Source organism: Mesonia mobilis DSM 19841, assembly GCF_000423405.1.
Lineage (GTDB): Bacteria > Bacteroidota > Bacteroidia > Flavobacteriales > Flavobacteriaceae > Mesonia > Mesonia mobilis.
In genome coordinates, this window is the sequence record NZ_AUHX01000004.1 from 57,244 (window position 1) to 76,426 (window position 19,183).

A 19,183-nucleotide genomic window follows, 5' to 3' on the forward strand; every position below is an offset into this window, starting at 1 on the left:
TCACTTACTACATTTTATTTTTCAGTTATATTTAAAAAACCTTTTCAGAGCTTATTTTTCTAATTAATGGTTCTAGTTATAAAAAAGGAATCATTTCGATGCCGCATTCGCCAAATTTCAATGTAGATGAAAATTGCATTAAAACTGGAGTTCAATATTTCTCCTCTTTAATTGCTGAAAAATTGAGGTAAATTTCAGTTTAAATTCAACAACAAAAATCTTTGTTTAACTATTTAACTTAATTTTTAAACAAAAATAATTTCTTTGTAGTAGGTTTGATTTTACAATAACTGAAAATGGCCTACATAAAGAAACAATTTAGTATAAAAGATCTTGAAGTTCTTAGCGGTATTAAAGCGCATACCTTAAGAATGTGGGAAAAACGTTATAGCATTTTAACGCCCCAACGTACCGACACCAATATTCGAACGTACGGCTTAGACGATCTTCAAAAACTACTAAATATTTCTTTTTTAAATGAAAATGGCTATAAGATCTCGCGTATTTCTAAACTTAAAGATGAAGAAATTAATGAGCTTGTAAAGAGTATTTCTTCAACTAATCACAGTAATGATCGCGCTATCAAATCGTTTACGCTGTCGATGTACAATTTTGATCAAAACTTGTTTTTCGACACTTATAATAGCCTTCTAAAAACGAAAACGTTTCGCGAGATCTTTCATCAAGTATTTATTCCTTTGTTAGAAAGCATCGGGCTTTTATGGCAGACCAACTCTATTCATCCCGTGCACGAGCATTTTATTTCAAATTTAATTAAGCAGAAGTTATTATTAAATATTGAAAATCTTCAGCAGCAAAAACCGCAAAAAACACATCTTAATTTTGTGCTTTTCTTGCCAGAAAATGAAGTGCACGATCTAGGCATTTTGTACACCAATTACGAGATTTTATTGCACGGTTATCAAGCTATTTATTTAGGACAAAGTTTACCGATGGAAGATCTAAAATTTCTGAATAAAGTTTACGATAATATTCGATTTATCAGCTATTTTACTGTAAAACCGGTAAACGAAGCTAAGTATTTAGAACAATTTAATAACGAAATACTTTCTACTATCGATGCTGAATTATGGGTGTTAGGCAAAAAATCTGAAGCGATTACAGAAACCCCTTCAGATAGAATAAAACCCCTAAAATCTTTAGAAGAATTAGTAAGAAAATTATAAATGAAAAAAATCATCATCATCGGCTCCGGCTTCTCCTCACTGGCTTCCTCTTGCTACTTGGCAAAACAAGGCTACGAAGTAGAGATTTTCGAAAAAAACGACACCATTGGCGGGAGAGCACGGCAATACAAAAAAGAAGGATTCACTTTCGATATTGGACCAACTTGGTATTGGATGCCCGATGTTTTTGAACGTTTTTTTGCTGACTTCAATAAACAGCCTTCCGATTATTACCAACTTTTAAAACTGAGTCCTGCGTACAAAGTTTTCTTCGGAAAAGAAGATGAAATTACCATTGGCGACACTTTAGAAAAAATTTATTCAGAATTTGATCGTATCGAACCCGGTAGTTCAAAAAAGTTGAAAAAATTTATCGATCAAGCCAAAGAAAATTACGATATCGCCATAAAAGATTTAGTCTATCGCCCGGGCGAATCACCGTTAGAACTGGTAACTGTAGAAACCGCTAAAAAATTAGGAAAATTTTTTAGCACTATTGCTAGAGAGGTTCGTAAAGAATTTAAAAATAAAAAGTTAGTTCAGGTATTAGAATTTCCGGTTCTATTTTTAGGAGCAAAACCTAGTGACACTCCGGCATTTTATAATTTTATGAACTTTGCCGATTTTGGTTTAGGTACGTGGCATCCGCAAGGCGGGATGTATCAAGTGATCTTGGGTATTCAGCGTTTGGCAGAATCGTTAGGAGTAAAACTTAACACGCAACAAAACGTCGAAAAGATTTTAGTTGAAAATAATAAAGCCTGCAGAATTATCGCTAACGGAAAAAAACACGATGCCGACATTGTGTTAAGTGGTGCCGATTATCATCATTCAGAAACTTTATTAGATCAGAAATACAGACAGTATTCAGAAAAATTCTGGGAAAAGAAAACCTTTGCGCCTTCTTCCCTTTTATTTTATGTAGGTTTCGATAAAAAATTAGAAAATGTAGAACACCACACCTTATTTTTTGATGTCGATTTTGAAAAACACGCCCACGCGATCTATGATGTAAATGAATGGCCAGAAGATCCTTTATTCTACGCGAGTTTCCCTTCTAAAACCGATAAAAATTCGGCTCCTGTTGGTAAAGAAGCCGGTATATTTTTAATTCCGCTAGCTCCGGGAATAAAAGATGAACAAGCGTTAAGAGAACGTTATTTTGATAAAATAATCGATCGATTTGAAAAAATAACTCAGCAAAACATTAAAAAAAATATTATATTCAAAAAAAGCTTCTGTGTTAACGATTTTATTGAAGAATATAACTCTTACAAAGGAAATGCTTATGGCTTAGCCAACACCCTTTTACAAACGGCTTTTTTAAGACCAAAATTAAAAAGCAAAAAAGTAAAAGGTCTGTATTTTACAGGACAGCTAACCGTACCGGGACCGGGCGTTCCTCCTGCTTTAATCTCAGGAAAATTAGTTTCGGACCTTATTAAAAAATACGAATAACCCTATGAAATCTATTTTTGATTCCGTTTCGAGGCAATGCAGCCAAACCGTTACGAACTCTTACAGTACTTCATTTTCTGTAGCTACTAAATTATTAGCACCGTCTATTCGTCAAGACGTGTATAATATTTACGGTTTTGTACGTTTTGCCGATGAGATTGTAGATACTTTTCACGACTACGATAAAGAAAAACTTTTCAATGATTTTGAAGTTGAAATGTATAAAGCTATTGCAGATAAAATTAGTCTAAATCCAATTTTAAACGCTTTTCAAGAAACGGTGCACAAATACAATATTCCTGCAGAATTGTATGAAGCTTTTATGAACAGTATGCGAATGGATTTACATAAATCTACTTACCTCACAACAGAAGAATATGAAAAATATATCTACGGAAGCGCCGACGTTGTTGGCCTTATGTGTTTGAAAGTTTTTGTAAAAGGCGATCAACAAAAATATGACGAATTAAAAAATGACGCGATGAAATTGGGTTCTGCTTTCCAAAAAGTGAACTTTTTAAGAGACTTAAAAGCAGATTTTGAAGATCTAAGCAGAAGTTATTTCCCCAACACCAACCTAGAACAATTAGACGAAACTTCTAAACAAAAAATAATTCAAGAAATTGAAGAAGACTTCGCTCAAGCTTTGCGTGGAATTGTGAAACTTCCTGTAGAAGCAAAACTTGGAGTTTATACTGCTTATGTGTATTTTTCTAAATTATTAAAAAAACTTAAAGCCGTACCTTCTTTAGAAATTAGAAAAAGAAGAGTTCGCGTTCCTAACTATCAAAAAGCAGGACTTTTAGCACAGTGTTACGTGTCTTGCCGATTAAACTTAATATAAAAATTATGACTATTATATTTTCACTTTTTGTTGTTGCTTGCATCATCGCTATGGCAAGATTCACTTTTTCAACTCCAAAAGTTAAAGCTGAACGAGTTCGAGTGCAAAAAAGAAAACACCCCAAATTATAAACGTACACTATGCAAACTGTATATTGGATACTTATTTTCTTAGGAACCTTCTTCTTTATGGAATTTATGGCGTGGTTTACGCATAAATACATTATGCACGGTTTTTTATGGTCTTTACACAAAGATCATCATCATAAAGATCACGGCAGTTGGTGGGAGCGTAACGACTTATTTTTTGTGTTTTATGCATTGGTAAGTATTGGTTGCTTTTTACTTTGGCGTTACGAAGATGTTTGGTTTACCTTACCCATTGGTTTAGGCATTCTTGCTTACGGTATTGCTTATTTTACCGTGCACGATATTTTTATACATCAGCGTTTTAAAATGTTTAGAAATGCCAATAACTGGTATGCTCGCGGTATTAGACGTGCGCACAAAATGCATCATAAACATTTAGGTAAAGACCACGGTGAAAACTTTGGGATGCTAATCGTACCTTTTAAATATTTCAAGAAGTAGTTTGTTTTGAATGATTTCTAATCAATTTAATTATATCATTATTGGCAGTGGTTTAGCCGGTTTACAATTGGCTTTATCGCTTTCTAGAGATGAATATTTTCAGAATAAAAAAATTGCACTTCTCGATTTATCTTCAAAAACCAAAAACGACAAAACTTGGTGTTTTTGGGAGCAAGGCGAAGGAAAATGGGAATCTATTATTCATAAATCTTGGTCGGCTGGAGAAGTAATTACCTCGAGTAAACAAATCGATTTTCAGCTTGAACCTTATCGTTACAAAATGATCAGGTCAATCGATTTCTATAATTATGTTTTAGCGGAATTAAAGAAAATTTCTACTGTTGAATTTATTCACGAAGAAGTAATTGCTGCGGAAGAAAAAGAAAACACTGTTAAGGTTTCTACTCCATCTCAAACTTATCAAGCTTCCCATGTTTTTGATAGTCGTATTCCCGAAGAATATTTCAGTAATCAAAAAGACTATATCAATATTTTTCAGCATTTTAAAGGTTGGATGATCGAAACTGAAGAACCCGTTTTTTCTACCGATAAATTCACGATGATGGATTATCGTTTAAAATGGAAATATTCAACAAGTTTTACTTATGTCTTACCTATCTCTCCTTCCAAAGCTTTTGTTGAATACACATTTTTCACTCCATTTACTACCGATGAAAATGTCTATGATAAACAACTGAAAAGGTATATCGAAAAATATCTTCAGCTAAACCACTATAAAATTACGGAAACCGAAAAAGGAATTATCCCGATGACCAATTTTCCGTTTCATAAATATCACTCCAACCGAATCACCAAAATAGGAACCGCCGGAGGTTGGGTAAAAGCTTCTACAGGATATTCATTTAAACACACCGAAAAAAAAATTGAAAAGCTATTAAAGAATATCAAAGAAGATAAAGTTTTTCATCATAATTTATATAATGCGAAATTTCAATATTTCGACAAGATATTTTTAAAAGTATTAGAAGAAGAAAATGCAAAGGGCGAATGGATTTTCGAGAATTTTTACGCAAAAAATTCTATTCAGCACGTATTTCAATATTTAGATGAAGAAACCACGATGGCTCAAGATCTAAAAATTATGGGCAGTCTATTTTCTTCAGCTTTTATCAAAGCATTTTTTAAATCGCTATAAAATTTCACTTATTCAGCAATTAAATGATCTAAAACGCTTGTAAAACGGTCGCTGTTCCAATTGGCCGTTCCTGTTTTATCAAATACGATTTTTCCGTTTTTAGCGATCACATAAGTTGTAGGTAACGAATTAGAAGATAGGTTTTCTGGTTTTTTACCGGTAGAAAAATATACCGGAAAAGTATACTCGTATTTTTTCATAAAGCTTCTTACTTTTTCGGGATCATCATTCGTCACAAAATAAAAATCGACTTGATCTTGGTATTTTTGATAAAGCCTTTCTAGATCTGGCATTTCTGCGATACACGGCGGACACCAAGTTGCCCAATAATTCATAAAAATCACCTTGTTTTTAGAACTCTCAAGATTTTTTCGACGACCGTAAGGATCTTCTAAAGGCCAATAATAGGAAGTTAATTCTTTCTGATTATTCTCTTCAATTTTTGCAGGGGTTGAAGCTAACAATCGATTTACAAAAATCTGAATTTCTGTCCTGGTCTGGGGAATGGTAAGCAAAATAATTACCAAAATAATTAAAATATTGCTCCAATGTTTTCGTACAAACTTCATCTATACAAAGTAATAAAACTTAGGTAAATTTTAAGTCTTAATTATTTATTAAGTCTGATGTTATTTTAACCATAAACCAAAAAATTTTAGTAATATAAAGTTGAAAAAATTAAACTATGAAATATTATCAACTCAACAACGGAAACAAAATACCCGCTATTGGCTTTGGTACTTATAAAGCTCAAGAAGATGAAGGTATTGCTGCGGTAAAAAAAGCCATTGAAACCGGTTATCGTTTAATCGACACGGCAGCAAAATATGAAAATGAAGAAGCTGTCGGTAAGGCCATTAAGCAAAGTGGCATCGCTCGAGAAGAACTGATGATCACTACTAAGCTTTGGCGAGAAAATTTAGGTTATGAAAGTACTAAGAAAGCTTTTGAAACATCTTTAGCAAAGCTTGATCTCGATTATATCGATTTATACTTAATCCACTGGCCGGCAAACGCTAAAAACTATGAAAATTGGCAAAAAGCAAACAACGATAGCTGGCGTGCAATGGAAGAGTTAGTAAAAGAAGGAAAGATCAAAAATATTGGTGTTAGCAATTTTTGGCCAGAACATTTAGAACCTTTGCTTGAAGCTGCAGAAATTAAACCAGTGATTAATCAAATTGAATTTCATCCCGGATACTGGCAACCTGAATTAACTCGCTATTGTAAAGAAAAAAACATTTTAATTGAAGCTTGGTCTCCTTTAGCTCGAGGAAAGGTTTTTGAAAGTGAAGAAATAAAAGCCATTGCGAAGAAATACAACAAATCTGTAGCGCAAATTTGCTTACGCTGGATTTTAGAACACAACGCATTAGTAATCCCAAAATCTTCAACACCAGAACGCATCGAACATAATTTTGACATTTTTGATTTTCAATTAAATGCTGAAGACATCAAAACAATCGATAACTTACCGCAAATGGGCTTTAGTGGTGAGTTACCTAACCATTGGCCGGATCGTGTTTAACTTCAGTTTAAATCATAAAAAAACTCATTGATATTATTTACCAATGAGTTTTTTCAGTTTAAATTGCTATTTTATTTCTTTCAGTAATTTGGCGTTGGCGTCGTAGATCACCTCAATTTCATCAAACCATTTTTCTAACTCTAACAAATAAATAACATTTCCGTTTTCTTCACGAAGTTCACAATCGTCAATACTGTAATCGCTATACTTCTTTTTAACTGCAGTTGTTATAACGTTAGGTAATTCATTGGGTTGTAATTCTTTTTCTAGTTTTACTTGCTTCCCATCAGATGTGTACCAAACTTCATAATCCATTCGATCAATTTCAAATTCTACTTGGTAATGATCCATTTCTTTTTCCCATTCAATATCGGTTGCGTTTTTATATGCTTTGTTGAAATGGGATTGAATCGCAGTTGGTACTTCAGAAGAACTTATGTCTTGAGCATTCATAGTAAAACCAACCATTAATAAAACGATAAAACTTTTTAAAATTTTCATAGTATAATATTTTTTAATTCGTTTCAAAAGAAAAACACAAATCTGAAATAAATTGGGAATAATTTTATCGGTTTACTTTTCCCATTTCTTTCCAGTTTTGAAAGTATCTTTGTATGAAATTTAATTTCTATGAAAGTTTTAATTATAGAAGATGAAGAAGAAATGCTTCAGAATATGAAGCAAACCTTAGAAAAAGAAGACTATTTAGTAGAAACTGCTACCGATTATGATTCGGCATTTCTAAAAATTGGTGTCTACGAATATGATTGCATTTTGTTAGATATTTCACTTCCCGGTAAAAACGGATTAGAAATTTTAAAGGAGCTTAAAAAGAGAAGGATTTCAGATGGTGTAATTATCGTTTCTGCCAAAAACTCTTTAGATGATAAATTGGAAGGGCTTCATTTAGGTGCCGACGACTATCTGCCAAAACCTTTTCATATGGCTGAACTAAATGCACGAATCAAAGCTGTTTTTAGAAGAAGAAATTTGAAAGGCAATACCTTTATACAAATTGAAAACCTAAAGATAAATATAGAAGACAGAATAGCTTTTATTGAGGGAGAAGAATTATTGTTGAATAGAAAAGAATTTGATATTCTTTTTTACCTTACTTCTAACAGAAACCGCTTGGTGAATAAAACTGCTTTAGCTGAACACGTTTGGGGCGATCATATTGATCAAACCGATAGTTTTGATTTTATTTATTCTCAAATTAAAAACCTGAGAAAAAAATTAAAAGATCATCAAGCGCAAATAGAGGTAAAAGCTATTTATGGGATTGGCTATAAGTTAGTAAGTTTATGAAACTACTGAATTATACCACCAAATATTTTGCGGCGATTTTATTATTCGCCCTTTTAATATTTACCGTGATTTTCTATTTTCAGATGCTGGACGAAATTTACGATAGCTTAGACGATGGGCTTGAAAATCAAAAAATTCTTGTCATTAATAAAGCCAAAAAAGAACCATCTATTCTTCATAAAACTAGTTTTGAAGATGGATATTACACTATTCATCCAACCTCCTACTCACAAATTAAAGAAGTAAAAGATTCTTATCGAGATACGTTAATGTATATGCTGAATGAGAAAGACTACGAACCCGTTAGACTTCTAGAAACAGCATTTAGACAAGATGGCAAATATTATAAATTAAAAGTAATCACCTCAATGGTAGAAGAAGATGATTTGATTGAGGATCTTTTTTACTCTATTTTATGGCTTTACATTGGATTAGTTGTCGGTATATTATTGTTAAACAATTGGGTTCTAAGGCGTTTATGGCAACCATTTTATTCAGTTTTAACTAAACTAAAAAACTTTAATATTGAAAAAGAACAAGGCATTGATTTCGAAAATACCAACATTGAAGAATTTCAACTACTCAACCATCAAATAAAAAAATTATTACAAAAATCTATAGATAGTTATAAGGCTCAAAAGCAATTTATAGAAAATGCTTCTCATGAATTGCAAACTCCGCTCGCCATTAGCCTGAATAAATTAGAATTACTTGCAGAAAAAGAGGAACTTTCACCAAAAAATATAGAATTATTAGCTTCAGTCTTAGAAAATCTGGAGCGAATGACGCGTTTAAACCAAGCCTTACTTTTACTCTCTAAAATCGATAATAAACAATTTGTAGAAGAAGAAAATTTAAATATTACTGAAACTATACATCAAATTGTAAATGATTTTTTAGACTTTGCAAAACATAGAAATATTGAAATTAGTATAGTCGGAAAAAACCTTATTCAAAAACACATTAATAAAGATTTGGCTATTATTTTGTTTACCAATCTTATCAAAAATGCGATAGTTCACGCTACTTTAAATTCAATTGTAAAAATTTCTATTGAAGGCGAAAAAATAAATATCGAAAATATAGCTGAAACTGGTAAATTAGACGAGCAACAATTATTTTCCAGATTTTATAAAGTTAATACCCGTAAAAACTCAACAGGGTTAGGTTTAGCCATCGCCAAAGCAATTGCTGAAAAATATGACTTGAAGCTTACCTACGCATATCAAAACAAACACATATTTACAGTGTCGTTTTAAAACAATTTTTAAAGTCCTACAAATTACTTTTCCAAATTGTTTCCAGATTCGTTTCGCAATTTAGCATCAGATTTAAAAACAGAAACGATGAAATTATTCTATTGCTTAAGCATATTCTTACTTCTAGTATCCTGTAAAGAAGAAGATGATCACGCTTTTACTACAGTACCTTCTATTGTTGCAAGCACTTTTCAATCTAACTTTCAAAGCACAAAAGCCTTAGAATGGGAAATGAAAAATGAAAACTTTGAAGCAGAGTTTGAACTGGCTTCTATAGAACACACTGCTGTCTTCAATAAAAAAGGAGAACTTTTAAAGTATAAAAAAGAGTGTTCGTATTGCCAACTTCCAAAAAAAATACAAAAAAAACTAAGTGATAATTTTGAATTACATCAGCTAGATAAAATAGAACAAATACACATCAATAAAAAAACTTACTACCAATTAGAAATAGAACAGAGCTTTACAGAAGTAAAAAAGCTTTTTGACGAAAACGGAAATCTAATAAATAATATCCCAGTTTGGGATTAAAAAACAACAGCTATGAAAACTGAATTAAAAATTATTCTAGGACTTTTTTTACTTATCGGATTAACGGTATTTGCATTTAACAGTAAAACGTGGGAGCAACCTAAGAAAAATTATGAATATACCATTGTTAATCGTTGGGAACTTCCAGAAATTTTAGAAGAAGTTTCCGGTATATCTTGGATAGGAAACAATAAAATTGCCTGCATTCAAGATGAAGACGGGACGATTTTTATTTACAACCTGAAAACCTCTCAACTAGAAAATAAAATAGATTTTGCAAATAAAGGCGACTATGAAGATATTGTTGTTTTTGAAAATGACGCTTATGTATTAAGAAGTGATGGAATTTTATTTAGAGTAGAAAATTATCTTACTTCTCCCACTGTAACAGAATACGCCACATTTAACGACGATTCACGAAATGTAGAAGGCCTAACCTTAGATAAGGATTATAATCGGTTATTACTTGCGGTAAAAGATGAAAAACACAAAGAAAAAGCCTTTAAAGGAATCTATGCTTTTGACCTAGTCACAAAAAAATTTCAATTTTTACCGAAATATAAAATTGATTTGAAAGATGAAATATTTAAAAACTTAGCGGTAAAGAAAACTCATAAACTGATGAGACCTTCTGCACTCACCTTTACCAATAATGCAGAAGAAATTTATTACTTAGACGGGGCTCAACCTAAGTTTTTAATTTCAGATAAAGAAGGAAACCTTAGAAAGCTTTATCAATTAAATGAAAACGAGTTTTATCAGCCTGAAGGAATTACCATAAGTCCTGACAATAGAATTTTTATTTCCAACGAAGGTAAAAAAGGAAAACCTAACATTCTAGAAGTTGAATTTCATTAAAACTTAATTTTTAACTATAAACAAAAAACTCCTGCTTTTCAGCAGGAGTTTTTATTTATCTAAAAAGAATAGCTTATGCGTTTAACTTTTTAATTAAGTTAAGTGCAGAACCTTCTTTGTACCATTCAATTTGGTTAGAGTTGTACGTGTGATTTGTTTTGATCACATCTTTTGTACCATCTGCGTGAACTACTTCAACAGTAAGTTGTTTTCCTTCAGCAAAATCTTCAAGATCGATAAAGTTGAACGTATCGTCTTCTTGGATTAGATCGTAATCGCTTTCATTTGCAAAAGTTAAACCTAACATTCCTTGTTTTTTCAAGTTCGTTTCGTGAATACGAGCAAAAGATTTTACGATCACCACCTTAACACCTAAATGTCTTGGCTCCATCGCTGCGTGCTCACGAGAAGATCCTTCACCGTAGTTATGATCTCCTACAACTACTGTTGGGATTCCTTTTTCTTTATACTCTCGTTGTGTATCTGGCACACCACCGTATTCTCCTGTTAACTGACTTTTTACAAAGTTTGTTTTCATATTGAAAGCGTTTACCGCTCCAATTAAACAGTTGTTAGAGATATTATCTAAGTGACCTCTGTAACGTAACCATGGTCCGGCCATAGAAATATGGTCGGTCGTACATTTACCGTGAGCTTTAATTAATAATTTAGCTCCTAATAAATTTTCACCATCCCAAGGCTCAAAAGGTGTAAGTAACTCTAAACGTTCACTGTCTTCTGCTACTTTTACTTCTACACTACTACCATCTTCCATAGGAGCTACATAACCTGCATCTTCTACTTCGAAACCGTTAGTTGGTAATTCGATACCTTGTGGCTCGTCTAACATTACTTCTTCACCATCTTCGTTCATTAACTTATCACGAGTAGGATCGAAATCTAAACGACCAGAAATTGCGATTGCTGCAACCATTTCTGGAGAACCTACAAATGCGTGTGTATTTGGGTTACCATCTGCACGTTTAGAAAAGTTACGGTTAAATGAGTGTACAATTGTATTTTTCTCTTCATCTTTACGGTCGCTACGATCCCATTGACCAATACAAGGACCACAAGCGTTTGTAAATACAGTTGCGTCAAGATCTTCAAAAATCTGTAATAAACCGTCACGCTCTGCAGTAAATCGAATTTGCTCAGAACCCGGGTTAATACCGAAATCTGATTTTGGTTTTAATTTTTTGTCTAATGCTTGTTGCGCAATAGAAGCTGCTCTTGTTAAATCTTCGTAAGAAGAGTTCGTACAAGAACCAATTAGACCCCAATCTACTTTAATTGGCCAATCGTTTTCTTTTGCTTTTTCTTGCATTTCTGAAATTGGCGTCGCTAAATCTGGAGTAAACGGTCCGTTTAAGTGCGGACGTAATTCTGAAAGGTTAATTTCAATTACCTCATCAAAATATTGCTCTGGGTTAGCGTAAACCTCATCGTCTCCTGTTAAGTGCTCACGTACTTCGTTAGCAGCGTCTGCCACATCGTTACGATCTGTTGCTCTTAAGAAACGCTCCATAGAATCATCGTAACCAAAAGTAGAAGTGGTTGCTCCAACTTCTGCTCCCATATTACAAATGGTTCCTTTACCGGTACAAGACATCGATCTTGCGCCTTCGCCAAAATATTCTATAATTGCTCCGGTACCACCTTTTACAGTTAAAATACCAGCTACTTTTAAGATCACATCTTTTGCAGCCGTCCAACCATTAAGTTTTCCGGTTAATTTTACACCTATTAATTTAGGGAATTTAAGCTCCCAAGGCATTCCTGCCATTACATCTACAGCATCTGCACCACCAACACCTACTGCAACCATACCTAAACCACCGGCGTTTACCGTGTGAGAATCGGTACCAATCATCATTCCTCCTGGGAAAGCATAGTTTTCTAAAACTACTTGGTGAATAATACCAGCTCCCGGTTTCCAGAAACCAATACCATATTTGTTAGAAACAGAACCTAAGAAATCGAAAACCTCGTTACTGGTTTCGTTAGCTCTTTTTAAATCTTTTGCAGCTCCTTGTTTTGCTTGAATTAAGTGATCACAGTGAACCGTTGTAGGTACTTCTACTTTTGGTTTACCGGCTTGCATAAATTGAAGTAATGCCATCTGTGCGGTAGCATCTTGACAAGCAATTCTGTCTGGAGAGAAATTCACGTAGTCTGCGCCACGCTCGTAAGCTTTTTCTGCTTCAACATCCCAAAGGTGAGAATAAAGGATTTTTTCTGAAAGGGTTAAAGGTTTACCAACAACTTCACGTGCTTTTTCTACACGCTCTGCCATTTGAGCATAAACCTTTTTGATCATATCAATATCGTATGCCATAGGTCTTATTAATTTTTTGAACGTCTGCGAAAATACAGATTTTTAATGAATTTTGAAAATAATCACGTTTTAGGAATAAACACCTAAAAAAAACCAGTGAAATTGTAAATTCATTAATTATATTCAGAAAAAATAAGATTACAGCGAATTACATTAACATATTGATAATTTAAACAATTTAAATTATCATATTCATAAAACGTAATAGTTCATAAAATTCGTAATTAAACAAATCATCTATAACGTTATAGAAAAATAATATAATTTGATTTGAGTCTAAATAAAATTACAGAAGTTCTGCTATAATTTTCTCTTCGGTTAAGCCTTCTGCTTCAGCTTTGTAGTTTTTAATCATACGGTGGCGCAAAATACCTTCTGCTACTGCTTGAACATCTTCAATATCGGGAGAAAATTTACCCTTTGTAGCTGCGTTCGCTTTTGCTGCCAAAATTAAGTTTTGAGAAGCTCTTGGCCCTGCTCCCCAATCGACAAATTCTTTTACGATATTTGGCGCGTATTCACCATTAGGACGGGTTTTCGCTACCAACTTCACTGCATATTCAATCACATTATCTGCTACCGGGATTTTTCTAATAAGTTGTTGAAAGTTCACGATTTCTTCCGCAGTAAATAAAGGATTTATGGTCACATTTTTATCGGCCGTTGTACTTTTTACCACATCTATTTCCTCTTGAAACGTAGGATACTGTAAAAAGATAGAGAACATAAAACGGTCTAATTGTGCTTCTGGTAACGGATATGTACCTTCTTGCTCAATTGGGTTTTGTGTTGCCAAAACAAAATAAGGTTTCGCCAATTGATAATTGGTACCGGCAACCGTAACCGATTTTTCTTGCATTGCCTCTAATAAAGCAGCTTGCGTTTTTGGTGGCGTACGGTTAATCTCATCGGCTAAAATGATGTTAGAAAAAACAGGACCTTTAATAAATTTAAAGTTTCTGCTTTCATCTAAAATTTCTGAACCTAAAATATCACTCGGCATTAAATCTGGCGTAAATTGTATACGCTTAAAATCTAAGCCTAAAGCTTGCGAAATGGTATTTACCATTAATGTCTTTGCTAAACCGGGAACTCCTATTAGTAACGCGTGACCACCGGCAAAAATTGATAGTAAAATCTCGTTTACTACTTTTTCTTGACCAATAATTTTCTTTGAAATTTCGGTTTTTAGGTCGGCGTATTTATTTACAAATTGTTCTACCGCTTTAACGTCTGACATACAATTGTTTTGTTTAGTTTTTTAACCAGTTACTGTTAAACTCACAGTTTTTATAATCTCCGTTGATCTTAATGTAAGTCTCTTTAATTTTTTCGTTTTGCCACTTCTCTATCGCTTCAAACTGCTTTTCACGTAAAGCTAATTCTTTAATTTTTGTATAATCTTTAGAATAATCTGCGATATGCTCTGGGTAACGTTGCGTTAAAGTAATAATTTTAAAGAACTTTTGACCGGTTCTGTTTTGATCCATTAAAACTAGGGAAACTTCATCTTCTTCAAGATTGTTCACTTTCTCATAAATTAAAGGATCTACATCGGTTAATTCAAAACGAGTATCGCCAGATTTCGGATTAATTAATTGACCACCGTCACCACGTGTTTCTTTTTCATCTGAATATTTACGAGCAGCAGCATCGAAAGTAATTTCTCCGCTTACAATTTCTTCACGAATACCTTCAATTTTTTCTTTTGCCTCTTGAACTGTTTTTTCAGTTACTTTAGGAATTATGATAATATGACGAATATCTAATTTTTGTCCGCGTACTTTATCTAGCTGAATAATATGGTAACCAAATTCAGACTTAAAAGGTTTACTTACTTCACCGGCACGTAAACTAAAGGCTACTTGTTTAAAATCTTTATCAAGTGGGTCTTCTCTAGTGATCGTCATTTGCCCACCGCGAGAACTGGTAGCGTCTTCAGAATAAAGAACCGCTTTGGTTGCAAAACTAGCTCCGTCTAAAATATCTGCTCGCATTTCATTTAAACGCTCTACTACTTTGTCTTCTTCTTCTTTAGGAACTTCCGGCTTAATAACTAATTGAGCGATTTCTACTTCGTCTCCAAATTTAGGACGCTCATCTTCAGGAATTCTATTGAAAAATTCTCTCACTTCTTCCGGAGTAATTTCTACTTCTTCAATAATTTTATCCTGCATCACGCTGGCTAATCTTCTTTCTTTATTGATCTTGAATAACTCATCACGTAAGCCTTGCTCATCTTCTTTTCTGTAGAAATCAAGTAACTTTTCCATACTTCCTATCTGGCTTACCATTCTAGAAACTTGTTGGTCTGTCATGTTACTAATTTCTGCATCGCTCACCACAATGGTAGAATCTTGCATAGCATGATGCGCATAAAGTTTATTTTCCATTAAACGACCGGCTAACTGGCAATTGGTAATTTCTGAAGCAGAAACACCTTGAGTTTCGGCGTCTTCACGCATTTTGGTAATATCACTATCTAAAATTAGATAATCGCCAATTACTGCGGCAATACCATCTGCTTTTCTTCTTGAAAAAGGCTTTACAGAATCTATTTTCTTAACGCTAACACGTGAGATATTATCTTTATCGGTAATGGTTAAGGTTGAATCTTGCTCTGTAGTTTGGGCATTTGCCTGAACAAACGTTACCAATGTAAATGCGAGTAAGTATAATTTAGTTGTAAATTTCAAATTTATTGTTTTTAAGTGCATCTTTAGTAATCTCTTTTTCAAAATCTTTCGACAATTTTATTTTCTTTCTATTGAGAAGTATTTGTTTTATGGTTGGCTTTGCATATTCGAACGGAGCATTTTCATTTCTTAGCAACACTTCTTCAATTTTAATCAAATATACGCCTAAAGAATCTGCTTGTTGCAAAAACTTATCTTCTTTTAAAATATCTTTGCTCTCTTCATCTTTAAGAATAGGTAACTGACGGAAAAAATCTCTACCGCTTACCCAAACCGAATCGTTTAACGAATAGGCTTTAAATTTTAAAGTCTCTTTGTCTAATTGTATTTGATCTTCTTTATCAAAGCGTGTAAACTGTGCTTTTATTTTATCGAACTCCGGAAATTTTTTATTCAAATAGATGTATCTAAATTTGAGTAGATCTTGATTTAGTTTGAAGTTATTGGTATTCTCTTCATAATATTTTTGAAGTTCTTCTTCTTGAAAAACAGTATCGATCTTGCCCGAAAGTATTAGATCTTTATAGGCTTCTATATACAACTCATTTCGATAATCTTTTACTAAAGCATCAAATTCTTTTTGCTTCTGGTTAGGCAAATTAAGTTTGGCTTGATCTAGTAATAATTGCTCGGTCGCCCAGTTTTTAATGTAATTATTTACAAAAACCGCACTATCTTCTGAAGAGATATCGCTAGGCAACATACTTTTAATATCTTCTTGATACAAAAAGTTTTGATTAACCCTAGCCAATGGGGTTCGCGGATCTTCCGGTTGAAAGTAATCGCACCCCACTAATATTGTCGTAATAAAAACTCCTAATATGTAGCTGTGAAGCTTATTCAAATTCTTTCTTCAGTTTTGCTAACGTAGCTTTATTTACATCTACCTTATGTTTTGCTCGTAAAGAAGCAATCCAACGATCTTCTAACTCGTTTTGATAAGCCGAAATTACTTGACCTTTAGATTCTTCAAAAGTTAAAGTTTCTGCTTTTTCAACTTCATTCACCTTCACAACAACATACGTACCATTATTTTGGTAGATCTTACTAACTCCTTCTTTCACTTTAAAATTTTCGGGTAATGAGCTATCGTTAATACCAAATTCACCTGAATTGAAAATCACCTCTTCAAAGTTCTCTTTCACCTCTTCAAGCTCATTTTTCTTCAAAGCTTTACGCGCTTTTTTAAGTAGCGATTTATTAGAAGCTGAAGCAATTACTCCTTCAATTTTAGGAGAACTCACAAAATCTGATTGATGCTTTTGGTAATAGTTTTGAAGCGCTATAGAATCTTCTTTAGCGGCATTCCAAACTTTCTTTTCCATTAAATCGAATAATAACAGACCGTTTTTATATTCTTCAATCACGTGTGCATATTCTTGATCTACTTCTTCTAAATGTTCACGATGGTACTCTCTATAAAAACCATCTTTAAAATCTTCGTACCAAGCTTCTAAAGCATCATTTGTATTTTTAAATTTTGTAGATTGTTTTTGTCTTGAGGCTACATATTTGGCAAAATCTGCATATGTTTTTCCTTCTTGTTTAATGCTGATTAGATCTTTCTGCGGAATAGAAGTTAGCTCTCTGTCTTCCCAAGGTTCTGCAGTAATATTTTTCTCGATGTTCTTTTTGAAATACGATAAATCTGAATCGTCTTCTTTTAAATTATAAGTCGATTTAATTTTCGCCAACACTTCTGAAGCAATAAGTTGTGCACGACTATCTTTCTTGATGTTTCTTTCTAAGATAAATTTTTCTTGCTCAAAAGTACCAACAGCATCTTTCTTTAATAACTTGATAATATGCCAACCGTATTTTGATTGAATAGGTTTCGAGATTTCTCCTTCTCCACTCAAAGAAAAGGCAGCATCTTCAAATTTTTCAGAATTTAATCGTCCTCGCTTAAAAGTATTTAATTTTCCTCCGTTTACAGCCGTGTTCTTATCGTCGCTGTATTGCTTGGCTAAATCTTCAAATTGAGCACCTTCTTGTAGTTGTGTATATAATTTTTCGATCTGTTCTTTTGCAGCTTCATCGTCTTTACCAGATTCGATCATAATATGCGCTACAGTTACTTCTCCTTCATTCTTACGCTTATCATTCACTTTTACTAAATGGTAACCAAACTTACTTCTTACCGGCATAGATATTTCTCCAACTTCAGTTTCGTAAGCGCCACTTTCAAAAGGATAAACCATATTAAAAACACCAAACCATCCTAAATCGCCACCATTTTGTCTTGCTGAAGGATCTTCACTGTACTTTTTAGCAAAGCTTGAAAAATCTTTGTCTGATGCTAAAATCTCATTTCTAACTTTTAGCGCTTGCTCATAAACTTTTAATGTATCTTCCGGGGAAGCGTCTGCAGCTAGGTTGAATAAAATGTGACTAGCGTTCACTTCTTGCTGAAGGCGATCGTAAGCTTCTTCTAACAACTGACTAGAAACTTCACTTTGGTTAATAAACTTTCTTGCCAATTGTTTTTTGTAGATATTATATTCTCCGGTAAATGTAGGAAGTGTATCGAGTTTTAAATCTTCAGCCTCAATCACCTTTAATTTATAATCGATAAAAAGATCTAAATATTCATCGACATCTTGTTTTTCATCTTCTTCAATAATCGATAGATTTTTAGAGAACACGCGTTTAAACTCTTTGGCATAAACGGGCTTTCCGTCGATAGTTAACAAAACATCTTGTGATTGCTGCGCGGTAATTAAACCAACTGCGAATAAGCAAAATAAAAGAAGTGAAATTTTTTTCATGTGATTTCTTCTTAAAAAGAGGTCAAAAATAAAAAATAATAAAGGTTTTACAAGCAATTAATTAACGCTATATCGAAAGTTTAAGTATAACAAACCACTTTTCTAGAGTAATATAGATATTGTTCTTATGTAAGATTTTGAATTATTGTAGCATTTCTCGTGGTTTTTACTAATTTTAGCGACCAACTGCTAGTAAACAAATGAAGTACTCCACAGAAATAATTATCGATAAACCTAGAGAAGAGGTGTTGGAAAAACTAGACAACATCCATAATTTAAAACATTGGCAAAACGGACTATTAGGTGCAATTCCTATCTCTGGTGATACCGGTGAAGAAGGCTCGAAAATTGAGCTTCATTACAAGATGGGAAAACGGGAGATGACGATGATACAGACGGTAATTAAAAAGAAATTGCCTACCGAATTTCACGCTACCTACGACACAAAAGGTATACAAAACACTCAACAAAATTATTTTCAAGAACTCAACGCTTACCAAACACGATGGATTGTTGAATGCGAGTTTTTATTTAATAGCTTCGCCATGAAAGTGATGGGTTTTCTAATGCCCGGGGCTTTTAAAAAGCAATCACTAAAATATATGAAAGATTTTAAAGCTTTTGTTGAAGATGGCGAAAGTGTTTCAAACGAATAAAAAAAT

General features: G+C 33.2%; 18 protein-coding genes. 11 read left to right on the forward strand and 7 right to left on the reverse strand.

Annotation, left to right across the window (positions count from 1 at the left end; genetic code table 11):
- Nucleotides 1-296: 296 nt before the first annotated feature.
- From G551_RS0102895 to G551_RS0102915, 5 genes are all read left to right on the forward strand, one after another.
- Nucleotides 297-1,187 (forward strand): MerR family transcriptional regulator, encoded by an 891-nt coding sequence (locus G551_RS0102895; protein ID WP_027884157.1) that lies wholly within the window; start codon nucleotides 297-299, stop codon nucleotides 1,185-1,187.
- Complete coding sequence (locus G551_RS0102900; protein ID WP_027884158.1) at nucleotides 1,188-2,645, forward strand: phytoene desaturase family protein; 1,458 nt, start codon at nucleotides 1,188-1,190, stop codon at nucleotides 2,643-2,645.
- A gap of 4 nt (nucleotides 2,646-2,649) precedes the next feature.
- The gene (locus tag G551_RS0102905) at nucleotides 2,650-3,489 is read left to right on the forward strand and encodes a phytoene/squalene synthase family protein (protein ID WP_027884159.1); all 840 of its coding nucleotides are present in this window, start codon (nucleotides 2,650-2,652) and stop codon (nucleotides 3,487-3,489) included.
- 140 nt (nucleotides 3,490-3,629) lie between these two features.
- On the forward strand, nucleotides 3,630-4,079 hold the full coding sequence (locus G551_RS0102910; RefSeq protein WP_027884160.1) for a sterol desaturase family protein: 450 nt from the start codon (nucleotides 3,630-3,632) through the stop codon (nucleotides 4,077-4,079).
- Between the two features lie 10 nt (nucleotides 4,080-4,089).
- Nucleotides 4,090-5,235, forward strand: coding sequence for a lycopene cyclase family protein (locus tag G551_RS0102915; protein WP_027884161.1), 1,146 nt, complete (start codon nucleotides 4,090-4,092; stop codon nucleotides 5,233-5,235).
- Between the two features lie 8 nt (nucleotides 5,236-5,243).
- Here the strand turns inward: G551_RS0102915 and G551_RS0102920 are convergent, their stop codons facing one another.
- The gene (locus G551_RS0102920; RefSeq protein ID WP_027884162.1) at nucleotides 5,244-5,804 is read right to left on the reverse strand and encodes a TlpA family protein disulfide reductase; all 561 of its coding nucleotides are present in this window, start codon (nucleotides 5,802-5,804) and stop codon (nucleotides 5,244-5,246) included.
- A gap of 116 nt (nucleotides 5,805-5,920) precedes the next feature.
- Here G551_RS0102920 and G551_RS0102925 point away from each other — a divergent pair, with 116 nt between their 5' ends.
- Nucleotides 5,921-6,763 (forward strand): aldo/keto reductase, encoded by an 843-nt coding sequence (locus G551_RS0102925; RefSeq protein WP_027884163.1) that lies wholly within the window; start codon nucleotides 5,921-5,923, stop codon nucleotides 6,761-6,763.
- Nucleotides 6,764-6,829: 66 nt separating this feature from the next.
- On the opposite strand, the gene G551_RS0102930 is transcribed toward G551_RS0102925, so the two are convergent.
- Nucleotides 6,830-7,264: a PepSY-like domain-containing protein gene (locus G551_RS0102930; protein WP_027884164.1), complete on the reverse strand. Its 435-nt coding sequence runs from the start codon at nucleotides 7,262-7,264 to the stop codon at nucleotides 6,830-6,832.
- A gap of 129 nt (nucleotides 7,265-7,393) precedes the next feature.
- Between G551_RS0102930 and G551_RS0102935 the strand changes: the two genes are divergently transcribed.
- From G551_RS0102935 to G551_RS0102950, 4 genes are all read left to right on the forward strand, one after another.
- A complete protein-coding gene (locus G551_RS0102935) occupies nucleotides 7,394-8,071 on the forward strand; it encodes a response regulator transcription factor (protein WP_027884165.1) in 678 nt (225 codons plus the stop codon).
- Nucleotides 8,068-9,330 (forward strand): sensor histidine kinase, encoded by a 1,263-nt coding sequence (locus G551_RS0102940; protein ID WP_027884166.1) that lies wholly within the window; start codon nucleotides 8,068-8,070, stop codon nucleotides 9,328-9,330. The genes G551_RS0102935 and G551_RS0102940 overlap by 4 nt, the downstream gene beginning before the upstream one ends.
- A gap of 87 nt (nucleotides 9,331-9,417) precedes the next feature.
- Nucleotides 9,418-9,861, forward strand: coding sequence for a PepSY-like domain-containing protein (locus tag G551_RS0102945; protein WP_156876745.1), 444 nt, complete (start codon nucleotides 9,418-9,420; stop codon nucleotides 9,859-9,861).
- A gap of 12 nt (nucleotides 9,862-9,873) precedes the next feature.
- On the forward strand, nucleotides 9,874-10,719 hold the full coding sequence (locus G551_RS0102950; RefSeq protein ID WP_027884168.1) for an SdiA-regulated domain-containing protein: 846 nt from the start codon (nucleotides 9,874-9,876) through the stop codon (nucleotides 10,717-10,719).
- Nucleotides 10,720-10,792: 73 nt separating this feature from the next.
- Here the strand turns inward: G551_RS0102950 and G551_RS0102955 are convergent, their stop codons facing one another.
- From G551_RS0102955 to G551_RS0102975, 5 genes are all read right to left on the reverse strand, one after another.
- Nucleotides 10,793-13,057: an aconitate hydratase gene (locus G551_RS0102955; RefSeq protein ID WP_027884169.1), complete on the reverse strand. Its 2,265-nt coding sequence runs from the start codon at nucleotides 13,055-13,057 to the stop codon at nucleotides 10,793-10,795.
- Between the two features lie 286 nt (nucleotides 13,058-13,343).
- Entirely contained in the window at nucleotides 13,344-14,297 is a 954-nt protein-coding gene (locus G551_RS0102960; protein ID WP_027884170.1) for an AAA family ATPase, read from the reverse strand.
- A 13-nt stretch (nucleotides 14,298-14,310) separates the two neighbouring features.
- The gene (locus tag G551_RS0102965) at nucleotides 14,311-15,753 is read right to left on the reverse strand and encodes a peptidylprolyl isomerase (protein ID WP_229797302.1); all 1,443 of its coding nucleotides are present in this window, start codon (nucleotides 15,751-15,753) and stop codon (nucleotides 14,311-14,313) included.
- A complete protein-coding gene (locus tag G551_RS0102970; protein WP_156876746.1) occupies nucleotides 15,737-16,597 on the reverse strand; it encodes a peptidyl-prolyl cis-trans isomerase in 861 nt (286 codons plus the stop codon). The genes G551_RS0102965 and G551_RS0102970 overlap by 17 nt, the downstream gene beginning before the upstream one ends.
- On the reverse strand, nucleotides 16,590-18,521 hold the full coding sequence (locus tag G551_RS0102975; RefSeq protein WP_027884173.1) for a peptidylprolyl isomerase: 1,932 nt from the start codon (nucleotides 18,519-18,521) through the stop codon (nucleotides 16,590-16,592). Before G551_RS0102975 ends, G551_RS0102970 begins: the two co-directional genes overlap by 8 nt.
- Before the next feature lie 200 nt (nucleotides 18,522-18,721).
- Here G551_RS0102975 and G551_RS0102980 point away from each other — a divergent pair, with 200 nt between their 5' ends.
- Complete coding sequence (locus tag G551_RS0102980; RefSeq protein WP_027884174.1) at nucleotides 18,722-19,177, forward strand: SRPBCC family protein; 456 nt, start codon at nucleotides 18,722-18,724, stop codon at nucleotides 19,175-19,177.
- Nucleotides 19,178-19,183: the final 6 nt, after the last annotated feature.